General features: G+C 67.6%; 11 protein-coding genes. 9 read left to right on the top strand and 2 right to left on the bottom strand.

The annotated features are described in order from the left end of the window. Positions 1-12: 12 nt before the first annotated feature. The gene (locus tag CFB89_RS19985; protein ID WP_089469454.1) at positions 13-651 is read right to left on the bottom strand and encodes a Pr6Pr family membrane protein; all 639 of its coding nucleotides are present in this window, start codon (positions 649-651) and stop codon (positions 13-15) included. A 227-nt stretch (positions 652-878) separates the two neighbouring features. Here CFB89_RS19985 and CFB89_RS19990 point away from each other — a divergent pair, with 227 nt between their 5' ends. The 5 genes from CFB89_RS19990 to CFB89_RS20010 all read left to right on the top strand — a co-directional run bounded on the left by CFB89_RS19990 (position 879) and on the right by CFB89_RS20010 (position 6,509). Then, the gene (locus CFB89_RS19990) at positions 879-1,415 is read left to right on the top strand and encodes a cytochrome b (RefSeq protein WP_089469343.1); all 537 of its coding nucleotides are present in this window, start codon (positions 879-881) and stop codon (positions 1,413-1,415) included. 156 nt (positions 1,416-1,571) lie between these two features. After that, a complete protein-coding gene (locus CFB89_RS19995; protein WP_089469344.1) occupies positions 1,572-1,940 on the top strand; it encodes a DUF2946 domain-containing protein in 369 nt (122 codons plus the stop codon). An 82-nt stretch (positions 1,941-2,022) separates the two neighbouring features. Then, positions 2,023-4,155 (top strand): TonB-dependent copper receptor, encoded by a 2,133-nt coding sequence (locus CFB89_RS20000; protein WP_089469345.1) that lies wholly within the window; start codon positions 2,023-2,025, stop codon positions 4,153-4,155. 221 nt (positions 4,156-4,376) lie between these two features. Next, positions 4,377-5,471, top strand: a complete 1,095-nt coding sequence (locus tag CFB89_RS20005; protein ID WP_089469346.1) for a triacylglycerol lipase — start codon at positions 4,377-4,379, stop codon at positions 5,469-5,471. 3 nt (positions 5,472-5,474) lie between these two features. Further along, positions 5,475-6,509, top strand: coding sequence for a lipase secretion chaperone (locus tag CFB89_RS20010; protein WP_089469347.1), 1,035 nt, complete (start codon positions 5,475-5,477; stop codon positions 6,507-6,509). A 30-nt stretch (positions 6,510-6,539) separates the two neighbouring features. Here the strand turns inward: CFB89_RS20010 and CFB89_RS20015 are convergent, their stop codons facing one another. Next, positions 6,540-8,072, bottom strand: coding sequence for a PLP-dependent aminotransferase family protein (locus tag CFB89_RS20015; RefSeq protein WP_089469348.1), 1,533 nt, complete (start codon positions 8,070-8,072; stop codon positions 6,540-6,542). Positions 8,073-8,180: 108 nt separating this feature from the next. Between CFB89_RS20015 and CFB89_RS20020 the strand changes: the two genes are divergently transcribed. The 4 genes from CFB89_RS20020 (at position 8,181) to CFB89_RS20035 (ending at position 12,655) form a co-directional block, all read left to right on the top strand. Further along, the gene (locus CFB89_RS20020; protein ID WP_089469349.1) at positions 8,181-9,290 is read left to right on the top strand and encodes an ABC transporter ATP-binding protein; all 1,110 of its coding nucleotides are present in this window, start codon (positions 8,181-8,183) and stop codon (positions 9,288-9,290) included. 76 nt (positions 9,291-9,366) lie between these two features. After that, positions 9,367-10,413: an ABC transporter substrate-binding protein gene (locus CFB89_RS20025; protein ID WP_089469350.1), complete on the top strand. Its 1,047-nt coding sequence runs from the start codon at positions 9,367-9,369 to the stop codon at positions 10,411-10,413. A gap of 111 nt (positions 10,414-10,524) precedes the next feature. After that, a complete protein-coding gene (locus CFB89_RS20030; protein ID WP_179233492.1) occupies positions 10,525-11,781 on the top strand; it encodes an ABC transporter permease in 1,257 nt (418 codons plus the stop codon). Positions 11,782-11,818: 37 nt separating this feature from the next. Then, positions 11,819-12,655, top strand: coding sequence for an ABC transporter permease (locus CFB89_RS20035; RefSeq protein WP_089469455.1), 837 nt, complete (start codon positions 11,819-11,821; stop codon positions 12,653-12,655). Positions 12,656-12,888: the final 233 nt, after the last annotated feature.

Here is a 12,888-nt window from a genome sequence, read left to right on the forward strand (position 1 = left end):
CCTTTTCCGCTTTCATCCGTCGTTGAGCGTCGCGCCGCCGGACTGTCTCGCACGATTGCCGAGCCAGCAAATGCCCAACGCGAGCGCCGCCGCGCCGAGCGCGATCAGCGAACACTGGATCGCGACGGGCAGGTAGCCGTGCGGCCGCGGATCGACGAACGGGTAGGGATACCAGTTCTCCACCGCGCCGCGCACGAGCGTATAGCCGAGATAGACGACCGGAAAGCCGAGCCACGCGAATGCACTGCGGCGCGGAATCGGCGAGCGCGGCTCGACATACAACCAGTCGCACAGCATCACGAGCGGCACGATCCGGTGCAGTACCCAGTTGTTGAGCGCCGGCGTGACGTGGTGCAGCGCATCGAGCCGTGCGAGCAGCAGCTCGTAGACGATCGCGGTGATCAGCACGTACAGCACCGCCGCGCCGCGCATCGATTCGTAGCGGGTCGAGCCGGGGCGCGCGATGCGCCACAGCCCCGCGGCCAGTATCGCGGCCGCGTAGAGGCTGCTCAGTTGCGTGAAGTAGCTGAGGTAGTTGCCGAGATGGAAGCTTGGCAGGCGCCAATAGTTGGCGACGCTGTGCAGTGTGGTGGACACCGCGAGTAGCGCGGCGAGCAGCCGGTAGGCCGCAACGAAGAACGCTTTGCTCATGATGCCCGCGCGCCGTCGCACCAAAGCTTCATCGTGCCACAGCGGCTCGCGCGCGCGATGCGGATTTTCCATAGGGCGAGCCATCGCGCGGCGCGCGCCGACGATTCATCGGATATTTGACCGCGCCGTGCAAAACCGGACGCCCGTGCGGCTACAATCGCCACAGCTTTGCCGGGCGCAGGCCGTTTGCAGTGGGCGCCCTCCCCGCATACGACACGAGACGAAGCATGAAAAACATCCTCGCGAAACAGACGCGCTACAGCTCCCCCGCGATCTTCTTCCACTGGGCCATCTTCCTGCTGGTCGCGCTGGCTTACCTGGCCATCGAAATCCGCGGCCCGAAGGGCAGCGACAGCCGGGCGTTCTGGATGAGCGTGCACCTGACGGCCGGTACGTGCGTCCTCGTGCTGTCGGTGCTGCGCGTGCTGTGGCGAGTCGTCAGCCGCGTGCCGGAGGCGATTGTCCAGGCGACGCTGCTGCGCTGGCTGTCGAAGCTCGCGCATTTCGCGCTTTACGCGTTCATCATCGCGCAGCCGCTGCTCGGCATCATGATGATCAACATGGGCGGCAAGCCGGTGTCGCTCGACTGGCTCGGCGTGTCGTTCACGCTGTTCGGCCCCGACAAGGCGCTGCGACCGACGATCAAGGAGGCGCACGAGCTGATCGGCAATGCGTTCTACTTCGTGATCGGCCTGCATGCGCTGGCCGCGCTCTACCATCATTTCATCCGGCGCGACGACGTGCTGCGGCGCATGATGCCCTGATCGTTCGGCTGCCGGCGCGCGCGGCACGCGGGGGCGCATGGTTGTGTTGACAACCATGCGCCCCCGGTTCGTTTACCGTCGCCCGCACTGGCCATCGCGTAGAACATTCTGTAACATCGCGGCTGTTTTTTACATTCCGCCGACTCGTTGCCGTACATGCTGCACCGACATCGTCACCTGACTGCCTGGCTTGGCCTGCTCGCGATCTGGATCGCGATCGCGGCGCCGCTGGTGTCGCAGTGGCGTATCGCGCGGGCGGCCACGCCCGATGCGATCGTCTGCAGTACCGAGCATGGTGCGAATCGTTCGTCCAATGCACGCGGCATGCACGATCATGCGCTGCATCTCGACGCGTGCGGCTACTGCGGTTTCTTCGCGCATAGCCCGGCCATCGGCGCGCCTGCCGCCGCATCGGTCGGCTCCCTTCCCGTCGTTTTCGTTTCCGCCGCCGCGTCGCCTGCCGTCGCGGCACGCGGCGACCGCTATCCGCGCGCCTATCCGCGCGCACCGCCCGAGCGCGCCTGACGCGTTTATTCCGTTCTTGTTACCGCCGATATCCGTGCGGCCCGTCGAGGCCGCGTGGAGGGCGTCACTCGGGCTTTCGATCATGACCAATTTCCAGTTGCGTGCGCCGCGGGCGCCACGCAATGCCGGTGCGCGGCCTCTGCCGCGCATGCTGAAACTCGCCGTTCCCGCGCTGGCCGTCGGCGCGCTGGCCGCGAACGCTGCCGCCGCCGACACCACGCGTGCCGCAAGTGCGCCGACGGGCGATGCGGCCATGCTGTTGCCGCCCGTCGAAGTCGTCGCATCGCCGCTGTCGACACCGCTCGTCGTCGTCACGGACCCGAAGGCGCCGCGCCAGCCGCTGCCCGCGAGCGACGGCGCCGATTACCTGAAGACGATTCCGGGCTTCACGTCGATCCGCAGCGGCGGCACGAACGGCGACCCCGTGCTGCGCGGGATGTTCGGATCGCGGTTGAACATCCTCGCGAACGGGATGCCGACGCTCGGCGCGTGCCCGAACCGGATGGATGCGCCGACGTCGTACATCGCGCCGGAAAGCTATGACAAGGTCACCGTCGTGAAGGGGCCGCAGACCGTGCTGTACGGTCCGGGCGCGTCGGCCGGCACCGTGCTGTTCGAACGCGTGACGCCGCGTTTCGAGCGGCCCGGCATGCGCTTCGACGGCAGCCTCGTCGGCGGGTCGTTCGGCCGCAACGACCAGAACGTCGACCTGACCGCCGGCACGCCGGACGTCTATGGCCGCGTCACAGCGAACCACGCGCATGCGCAGGACTACCGGGACGGCAACGGCGACACCGTGCCGTCGCAGTGGGACAAGTGGAACGCCGACGCGGCGCTCGGCTGGACGCCCGACGACCATACGCGCGTCGAGCTGACGGCCGGCACCGGCGACGGCTATGCGCGCTACGCGGGCCGCGGGATGGACGGCGCGCATTTCCGCCGCGAGACGTTCGGCCTGTCGTTCGACAAGCGGCATCTCGGCGACGTGCTCGACCGGATCGAGGCGCGCGTGTACTACAACGAAGCCGATCACGTGATGGACAACACCACGTTGCGGCAGCCCGACCCGACGAGCAGCATGCCGATGCGGATGGCAGCCGACGTACGGCGCCGCACGGTCGGCGCGCGTGCGGCCGCGACGTTCCGTTTTGGCGACGACGTCAAGCTCGTCACGGGTGTCGATGCGCAGTCGAACCGGCTCGACTCGCGTTCGTCGATGGGGCGGCAGAACTACCGCGACCTGCCGTGGGATGCCCAGGCGACGATGTGGAACGCGGGCGTGTTCGGCGAGCTGACTTGGTATGCGAGCGACGTCGCGCGCGTGATCGGCGGCGCGCGCATCGACTATGCGAGCGCACGCGACAAGCGCCCGATGAAGAGCGGGATGATGACGAGCAAGCCGAATCCGACTTTCGATGACGATCGGACGAAGGTGCTGCCGAGCGGCTTCATGCGCTATGAGCGCGATCTCGCGTCGTTGCCCGTTACGTGGTACGCGGGAATCGGCCATGCGGAGCGTTATCCGGACTACTGGGAACTGTTTTCCGCGACGCGCGGGCCGGCCGGTTCGGTCAACGCGTTCTCGGCGGTGCAGCCGGAGAAGACCACCCAGCTCGATATCGGCGCGCAATACAAGAGCGACCGGTTCGATGCGTGGGTGTCCGCGTACGCGGGCTACGTACAAGATTTCATCCTGTTCAACTATGCGGCCGGCATGATGGGCCCGACCACGCAGGCCACCAACGTCAACGCGCAGATCGTGGGCGGCGAAGCCGGCGTGTCGTGGCGGCCCGTCGCGCCGCTGCGCGTCGAGACGTCGCTCGCGTATGCGTGGGGGCGCAACGTGGCGAGCGGCGATCCGCTGCCGCAAATGCCGCCGCTCGAAGCGCGCATCGGGCTCGAATACACGCGCGGCGCGTGGTCGGCTGGCAGCCTGTGGCGCATCGTTGCGCCGCAGCATCGCTATGCGATGAACGAGGGCAACGTGGTCGGCAAGGACTTCGGCCCAAGCGCCGGATTCGGCGTGCTGTCGCTGCATACGCAGTACAACGTCGGCAAGACCGTACAGATCTCGGTCGGCGTCGACAACGTGCTGAACAGGGCCTACACCGAGCATTTGAATCTCGCCGGCAATGCCGGTTTCGGCTATCCGGCGAACGCGCCGGTCATGGAGCCGGGGCGTACCGCATGGGTGCGCGTGAGCGCGAAGCTGTAGCCCGCAACGCGCGTGTGCGTCGCAGCATCCGCATGCCTGAACGCCGCACCGCCCGAACGGGCGGCGCGCGTCAACCGATTAGAGAACCGTATCTAGTCGAGGCTCAAACGTTCGCCAGTCGTGCTTCACTCCCGCATTCGACCCGCGCGGTGCGCGCAATGCGGCGTGCGTGTCGATCCGGTGTCATTCGCACCGGCAGCACAATAATCAGGAGAACATGCATGGCCAGATCGATGCGTTCCAGGGTAATGGCAGGGGCAGTGGCATGCGCGATGAGCGTCGCGCCGTTCGCGGCGACGACCGCGGTGACGACGCTCGCGACGACGCACACGGCGATGGCGGCAACCGCGCCCGCCGACGACTATGCGGCGACGCGCTATCCGATCATTCTCGTGCACGGGCTGACCGGCACCGACAAGTATGCGGGCGTACTCGAGTACTGGTACGGCATCCAGGAAGACCTGCAGCAGCATGGCGCGACCGTCTACGTCGCGAACCTGTCGGGCTTCCAGAGCGACGACGGCCCGAACGGGCGCGGCGAACAGCTGCTCGCTTACGTGAAGACGGTGCTCGCCGCGACCGGCGCGACCAAGGTCAATCTCGTCGGTCACAGCCAGGGCGGGCTGACGTCGCGCTATGTCGCGGCCGTCGCGCCCGATCTCGTCGCGTCGGTGACGACGATCGGCACGCCGCATCGCGGCTCCGAGTTCGCCGACTTCGTGCAGAGCGTGCTCGCGTACGATCCGACCGGGTTGTCGTCGACGGTGATCGCCGCATTCGTCAATGTGTTCGGGATCCTGACGAGCAGCAGCCACAACACGAATCAGGACGCGCTCGCGTCGCTGAAGACGCTGACGACCGCGCAGGCCGCCATCTACAACCAGAACTATCCGAGCGCGGGCCTCGGCGCGCCAGGAAGCTGCCAGACCGGCGCGCCCACGGAAACCGTCGGCGGCAACACGCATCTGCTGTATTCGTGGGCCGGCACGGCGGTGCAGCCGACGCTTTCCGTGCTCGGCGTGACGGGCGCGACGGACACGAGCACGATTCCGGTCGTCGATCCGGCAAACGCGCTCGACCTGTCGACACTCGCGCTGCTCGGCACGGGCACGGTGATGATCAACCGCGGCTCGGGCCAGAACGACGGGCTCGTGTCGAAGTGCAGTGCGTTGTACGGCAAGGTGCTGAGCACGACCTATAAATGGAACCACCTCGACGAGATCAACCAGTTGCTCGGCGTGCGCGGCGCGTATGCGGAAGATCCGGTCGCGGTGATCCGCACGCATGCGAACCGGTTGAAACTCGCGGGCGTGTGATCGATGACGGCACGTGAAGGGCGCGCGCCGCTGGCGCGGCGCGCCGCGATCTATGGTGTCGTCGGGCTGGCGGCGATTGCCGGCGTCGCGATGTGGAGCGGTGCGGGATCGCATCGCGGCACGGGCGCCGCGGGTGACGCGCCGGATGCGGCCGCGGTGGGCGGCGTGGCGGCCGCCGCGCCGCAGCCGGCGGTGCCGGCGAGTGCAGGCCTGCCGCCGTCGCTCGCCGGTTCAAGCGCGCCGCGGTTGCCGCTCGATGCGGGCGGCCATCTCGCGAAGTCGCGCGCGGTGCGCGATTTCTTCGACTATTGCCTGACCGCGCAGAGCGACCTGAGCGCGGCCGCGCTCGATGCGTTCGTCGTACGCGAGATCGCCGCGCAGCTCGACGGCACGGTCGCGCAGGCCGAGGCGCTCGACGTGTGGCACCGGTATCGCGCGTATCTCGACGCGCTCGCCCAATTACCCGACGCCGGCGCGGTCGACAAGTCCGACCTCGGCGCGTTGCAACTCGCGCTCGACCAGCGCGCATCGATCGCGTACCGCACGCTCGGCGACTGGAGCCAGCCGTTCTTCGGCGCGGAGCAGTGGCGGCAGCGCTACGACCTCGCACGATTGAAGATCGTTCAGGATCGCTCACTGACGGACGCGCAGAAGGCGGAGCGGCTCGCGGCGCTCGAGCAGCAGATGCCGGCCGACGAACGCGCGGCGCAGCAGCGGGTGGACCGGCAGCGCGCCGCGATCGACCAGATCGCGCAATTGCAGAAGAGCGGCGCGACGCCCGACGCGATGCGCGCGCAACTGACGCAGACGCTCGGCCCTGCGGCCGCCGCGCGCGTCGCGCAGATGCAGCAGGACGATGCGTCGTGGCAGAGCCGTTACGCGGACTACGCGGCGCAGCGTGCGCAGATCGAGTCGGCCGGCCTGTCGCCGCAGGATCGGGACGCGCAGATTGCCGCGCTGCGGCAGCGCGTGTTCACGAAGCCCGGCGAAGCCGTGCGCGCAGCGTCGCTCGATCGTGGCGCGGGCAGCGCGCATTGACGAACCGGGTGCCGCCGCGTGCGGCAGGCTTCACGCCGCGCGCGTGACGTTCCGCGGCAGGTGTTGCTCGATGGTATCGGCGAGCGTGTCGAACGCCGGGCGAATGCCTTCGTGCGCGACGCAGGCATAGCCGAGCAGCAAACCCTGCCGCGCGGTATCGAGGTTGCTGTAGTAGCTGGTGAGCGGGCGCACGATCACGCCCGCGTCGAATGCGCTCTGCGTGACCGCGCGATCGTCGCAAGCGTCGCAAGCGTCGGGCAGGCCGAGCACCAGATGCAGGCCGGCCTCGTCGCCCATCACCGGCAGCGCGTCGCCGAAGCGCGCGCGGATCGCGTCGATCATCAGTTGCCGGCGCTCGCCGTACAGCGTGCGCATTCGTCTGACGTGCGAAGTGAGGTGGCCGTCCATGATGAATTCGGCGAGCACGGCCTGCTGCATCAGCTGGCCTTCCCGATACAGCTCCGACAGCCCGGTGCGGAAGGTGTCGACCAGATGCTCGGGCACGACCATGTAGCCCATCCGCAACCCCGGGAACAGCATCTTGCCGAGACTGCCGACGTAGATCACGCGGCCCCCCTCGTCGAGCCCCTGCAGCGACGCGAGCGGGCGGCTGCCGTAACGGAATTCGCTGTCGTAGTCGTCCTCGATGATCCAGCAGCGATGCTGGCGCGCATATTCGAGCAGCATGCGGCGCCGCGCGAGGCTCATCACCATCCCGAGCGGGTACTGATGCGACGGCGTGACGAGCACGAGCCGCGGCGGATGCTGCATGTCGCTCGCGCGCGGATCCAGCCCTTCCTGGTCGACCGGCACCGGCGCTAGCGTGAGGCCGGCCGCCTGCAGCACGCTGCGCACGCCCCAGTAGCACGGTTCCTCGACCCACGCGCGATCGCCGATGTCGGACAGCAGCCGCACGGCGAGATCGATCGACTGATGGATGCCGGTCGTGATGATCACCTGGTCCGGCGAGCATTTGACCGAGCGCGCGACGCGCAGGTAATCCGCGAGCGCGCGCCGCAGCGGCCGGTAGCCGCCGCCCGGCGCATAGGTCAGCAGCTCCGGATTGGCCTCCTTCCACAGTCGCGCCTGCAGGCGGCTCCACGTGCGGCTCGGGAATTCCGACACGTCCGGCACGCCCGGCATGAACGCCCCCCACTGGCGCCGCGACACGCCCGCATGCTCGACCAGTTGCCGCCCGCGCATCGACAGGCTGCCCTGCGCGTCGGGCGGCGGCGGTTCATCGAAGGTTGACGGCGGCGGCGCGGCGCCCGGCACGCGGATCGCGGCGGCATCCGGCCGCGTGTCGGCCACGTAGGTGCCGCTGCCGGTCGTCGTCAGCACGTAGCCTTCGGCCGTCAGCTGGTCGTACACGTGCAGCACGGTATTGCGCGCGATCGACAGGTCGCCCGCGAGCGTACGCGAACTCGGCAGCTTCGTGCCCGGCCCCAATTCCCCGGTCAGGATGGCCTGCTGCATCAGTTGCAGCAGTTGCCGGTACATCGGTTCGGGCGAGTTGCGGTCCACTCGGGCGGACAGCCAGTCGGCGAGGATCACGGTATCCAAAGTGGTCCTACTAGGAATATTGAAATGGTTCCCTAGTATAGAACCGTGCGGGCCGTATAGTGGCTCGCATCTCAAAATCAATTGTCGCGGAACCAGGGGATAGCCACGATGAAGTCCGATGATGTGATCGTCAGCTTTCGCGGCGTGCGGAAGACCTACGACGGCGAGACGCTCGTCGTCAAATCGCTCGACCTCGACATCTACCGCGGGGAATTCCTGACGCTGCTCGGGCCGTCCGGCTCGGGCAAGACGACTTGCCTGATGATGCTGGCCGGCTTCGAATTCCCGACCGGCGGCGAGATCCGCCTCGACGGCGAACTGCTGAACACCGTGCCGCCGCACAAGCGCAACATCGGCATGGTGTTCCAGAACTACGCGCTGTTTCCACACCTGACGGTCGAGCAGAACGTCGCGTATCCGCTGACGGTGCGCAAGCTGCCGGCCGCCGAGCGCGCGGAGCGCGTCGCGCACGCGCTGAAGATGGTGCAGATGGAGCGCTTCGCGAAACGCTATCCGGCGCAGCTGTCGGGCGGCCAGCAGCAGCGCATCGCGCTGGCCCGTGCGCTCGTGTTCGAGCCGAAGCTGGTGCTGATGGACGAGCCGCTCGGCGCGCTCGACAAGCAGTTGCGCGAACACATGCAATACGAACTGAAGGCGCTGCACGAAAAGCTCGGCGTGACCTTCGTGTACGTGACGCACGACCAGGGCGAGGCGCTGACGATGTCCGATCGCGTCGCCGTGTTCGACAAGGGCATCGTGCAGCAGCTCGACACCGTCGACCGCCTGTACGAATCGCCGTGCAACGAATTCGTCGCGAACTTCATCGGCGACAGCAACCGGCTGCGCGGCACCATCGCGCGCGTCGACGGCGAATTCTGCGAATTCCGGCTCGACGACGGCACGAAGCTCGTCGGCCGCCATATCGGCGAAGCCGCCGAGGGCGCATCGGCCGTCGCGTGCATCCGCCCCGAGCGCATGAGCCTCGCCGAGCACGGCATGAATGGCGCGAACGGCACGAATGGCGCCGCCAATTGCGTGAGCGGCGAGGCGCGCAGCCTCATCTATTTCGGCGATCACGTGCGCATGCGCTGCGCACTGCCGGGCCAGGACGAATGCTTCGTGAAGGTGCCGCTCGGCACCGGCGCGCTGGATGCGTTCTCGCCCGGTGCGCCGGTTTCGCTTGCATTCTCGCCCGAACACCTGCGCGTGTTCGCGTGAGCATGGCTCACCCGGTTTTCCGCAGCACGTCGTCAACAACAAAGCCCACTTCCACCACGAGAGGAGAGGAACCATCATGAAACGAGCAAGCTTTACCGCGCGTCGCACGGCGCTCGCGCTGGCCCTGGTCGCGTTCGGCGCATCGGCCGCCGCTGCCGAGCTCACGGTCGTCAACTTCGGCGGCGCGAACGGCGACGCGCAGAAGGCCGCGTTCAACCAGCCGTTCGAGAAGGCGACCGGCAACAAGGTCACGGCCGTCGAATACAACGGCGAGCAGGCGAAGGTGAAGGCGATGGTCGAGGCGAAGCACGTCAACTGGGACGTGGTCGAAGTCGAATCGGGCGACCTGAACCGCGGCTGCGACGAAGGGCTGTACGAGAAGCTCGACTGGTCGAAGATCGCGAAGAAAGCCGACCTGATTCCGGAAGCGCCGCAGGTGTGCGGCGTCGGCTTCTTCGTGTGGTCGACCGCGCTGTCGTACAACGCGGACAAGCTGAAGTCGGCGCCGACCGGCTGGGCCGATTTCTGGAACGTGAAGAAATTCCCCGGCAAGCGCGGGATGCGCAAGGGTGCGCGCTACAACCTCGAATTCGCGCTGATGGCCGACGGCGTCGCGACGAAGGACGTCTACAAGGTGCTCGGCACGAAGGCCGGCCAGGATCGCGCGTTCAAGAAGCTCGACGAGCTGAAGCCGTACATCCAGTGGTGGGAAGCGGGTGCGCAGCCGCCGCAGTTCCTCGTCGCCGGCGACGTCGTGATGTCGACCGCGTACAACGGCCGCATCGACGCCGCGCAGAAGGAAGGCAAGAACCTGAAGGTCGTGTGGAACGGCAGCATCTACGACCTCGACTACTGGGCGATTCCGAAGGGCTCGCCGAACAAGGCGCTGGCCGAGCAGTACATCGCGTACACGCTGACGCCGAAGCCGCAGCAGGCGTATGCGCAGCACATCGCGTATGGCCCGGCGAACGTCGCGGCGATCAAGTCGCTCGACGCGAAGACGCTCGCGAACCTGCCGAACTCGCCGGCCAACGGCAAGAACGCGGTACTGGAGGACATCGGCTTCTGGACCGACCACAGCGACGAGCTCGAACAGCGCTTCGCCGCGTGGGCAACGAAGTAAGCGGTCAGGCATCCTCACGGGTGTCGTGATGCAACCGGCCGCGCGACGCGTCGATCGCGTCGCGCGGCATTCCGCCGGAACGTGCCCGGCCGGAGAGAACCATTGAACACGATGACGATCGCGCCTTCCTCGCCGTCGACCGCCGCGCTCAAGCGCGAGCTGAAGGCCGCCGAGTCCCGCAAGCGCACGATGGCGCTGCTGCTGATCGCGCCGCTCGCGATTTTCCTGCTGCTGATTTTCGTCGTGCCGATCGGCACGCTGCTCACGCGCGCGGTGCAGAACCCGGAGATCGCGACCGCGTTGCCGAACACGATCGCCGCGTTGTCGGGCTGGGACCGCAAGACGCCGCCGGCGGACGCCGCGTATGTCGCGCTCGCGGCCGACATGACGAAGGTGGCCGACAGCGAGGCGATGGGCGCGCTCGCACGGCGCCTGAACACCGAGATTCCCGGCTATCGCTCGCTCGTCGCGAAGACGGCGCGCGCGATGCCGCTGAAGGGCGACGGCGACGCGGCGCCGACGCCCGCGCAGACCCGCGCGAAATTCATCGATCTCGATGCGCGCTGGGGCGACGTCGCGTACTGGCAGGCGATCGCGAAGAACGGCAGCCAGGTGTCGCCGTTCTACCTGCTCGCCGCGCTCGACCACAAGCAGGACGGCTTCGGCCACATCGTGCAGGCCGATCCCGACCAGTCGATCTACCTCGCGATCTTCGGGCGCACGTTCGTGATCGGCGTGGCCGTCACGCTGTTCGCGCTGCTGCTCGGCTATCCGCTCGCATACTGGATCTCGACGCTGTCGGAGCGGCGCGCCAACCTCGTGATGATCCTCGTGCTGATTCCGTTCTGGACGTCGGTGCTCGTGCGCGTCGCCGCGTGGATCGTGCTGCTGCAGAGCGAAGGGCTGATCAATACGGCGCTGATCGGCAGCGGGCTGATCTCGCACCCGCTCTCGCTGCTGTTCAACCGCGTCGGCGTGTACATCTCGATGACGCACATCCTGCTGCCGTTCATGATCCTGCCGCTCTACAGCGTGATGAAGTCGATTCCGCCGACCTACCAGCGCGCGGCGGTGTCGCTCGGCAGCCATCCGTTCGCCGCGTTCTGGCGCGTGTACGTGCCGCAGACTTATCCGGGCGTCGGCGCGGGCGCGCTGCTCGTGTTCATCCTCGCGATCGGCTACTACATCACGCCCGCGCTGCTCGGCGGGCCGAACGACCAGATGGTCAGCTACTACGTCGCGTACTTCACGAACGTGACGATCAACTGGGGCATGGCGTGTGCGCTCGGCGGGCTGCTGCTCGCGGCGACGCTCGTGCTGTATGCGGTGTACGGGCGCTTCACGCGCACCAACGTGAGCCTCGGCTGAGCGCCGGGCACAGGGAAACGGGAAGGGGATGCCGACCATGAAACTCGCCAGGCCGCTGTTCGCGCCGCACATGTCGTTCGTCGAGCGCGCGTGGTACGTCGCGCTGCGCGTGCTCGTCGTGCTGACGCTGCTGTACCTGATCCTGCCGGTGCTCGCGATCGTGCCGCTGTCGTTCTCGTCGAGCACGTTCCTCGTGTATCCGATCCCGGGTTTCTCGATGCGCTGGTACGAGAACCTGATCGCATCGGACGAGTGGCGGATGGCCGCGAAGAACAGCTTCATCGTCGCGCCGTCGGCGACTGTCGTCGCGACCGTGCTCGGCACGCTCGCGGCCATCGGCCTGACGAAAGCTGACTTCCGCGGCAAGGGGCTGCTGATGGCCGTGCTGCTGTCGCCGATGATCGTGCCCGTCGTCGTGGTCGGCGTCGGCATGTATCTGTTCTTCGCGCCGCTCGGGCTCGCGAATACCTACACGGGGCTGATCGCCGCGCACGCGGCGCTTGGCGTGCCGTTCGTCGTGACGACGGTGGCCGCGACGCTGCAGGGCTTCAACCAGAACCTCGTGCGCGCGAGCCTGTCGCTCGGCGCGAACCCGGTCACGACGTTCTTCCGCGTGACGCTGCCGGTGATCGCGCCGGGCGTGATGTCGGGCGCGCTGTTCGCATTCGCGACGTCGTTCGACGAAGTGGTCGTCACGCTGTTTCTCGCGGGCGCCGACCAGACGACGCTGCCGCGCCAGATGTTCACGGGCATCCGCGAGAACATCAGCCCGACGATCGCTGCGCTCGCAACGATCCTGATCATCTTCTCGACGAGCCTGCTGCTCGCGCTCGAATGGCTGCGCGGCCGCAATGCGCGGCGTGCGGTGACCTGACCTGACGTGGTGGCGCGACGGCGGCGCGCGCATGCCACGCATCGGCGCATTGCCGATGCGTGATGTCGCCGGCAGACGCGGCCGGGCCGGCCCCCAGCGCCGACACGACGAAGCGGGACGCGAGCTCGAACGGCCGCCCGGCAGCCGCCGGATCGTCGATCGTTGTGCGCATCGACGATGCCGGGCGCAAGGCACGGCATCTCGCCAGCTTTCGTTTCGCTGACTGACGCGGC

This window comes from Burkholderia sp. AU16741 (assembly GCF_002223345.1).
Taxonomy (GTDB): Bacteria; Pseudomonadota; Gammaproteobacteria; order Burkholderiales; family Burkholderiaceae; genus Burkholderia; species Burkholderia sola.

Coding starts and splice junctions, on each gene's coding strand:
- CFB89_RS20030 (WP_179233492.1), top strand. CDS start 10,525: ATGACGATCGCGCCTTCCTCGCCGTCGACCGCCGCGCTCAAGCGCGAG.
- CFB89_RS20025 (WP_089469350.1), top strand. CDS start 9,367: ATGAAACGAGCAAGCTTTACCGCGCGTCGCACGGCGCTCGCGCTGGCC.
- CFB89_RS20000 (WP_089469345.1), top strand. CDS start 2,023: ATGACCAATTTCCAGTTGCGTGCGCCGCGGGCGCCACGCAATGCCGGT.
- CFB89_RS19985 (WP_089469454.1), bottom strand. CDS start 651: ATGAGCAAAGCGTTCTTCGTTGCGGCCTACCGGCTGCTCGCCGCGCTA.
- CFB89_RS20005 (WP_089469346.1), top strand. CDS start 4,377: ATGGCCAGATCGATGCGTTCCAGGGTAATGGCAGGGGCAGTGGCATGC.
- CFB89_RS20010 (WP_089469347.1), top strand. CDS start 5,475: ATGACGGCACGTGAAGGGCGCGCGCCGCTGGCGCGGCGCGCCGCGATC.
- CFB89_RS20020 (WP_089469349.1), top strand. CDS start 8,181: ATGAAGTCCGATGATGTGATCGTCAGCTTTCGCGGCGTGCGGAAGACC.
- CFB89_RS19990 (WP_089469343.1), top strand. CDS start 879: ATGAAAAACATCCTCGCGAAACAGACGCGCTACAGCTCCCCCGCGATC.
- CFB89_RS20035 (WP_089469455.1), top strand. CDS start 11,819: ATGAAACTCGCCAGGCCGCTGTTCGCGCCGCACATGTCGTTCGTCGAG.
- CFB89_RS19995 (WP_089469344.1), top strand. CDS start 1,572: ATGCTGCACCGACATCGTCACCTGACTGCCTGGCTTGGCCTGCTCGCG.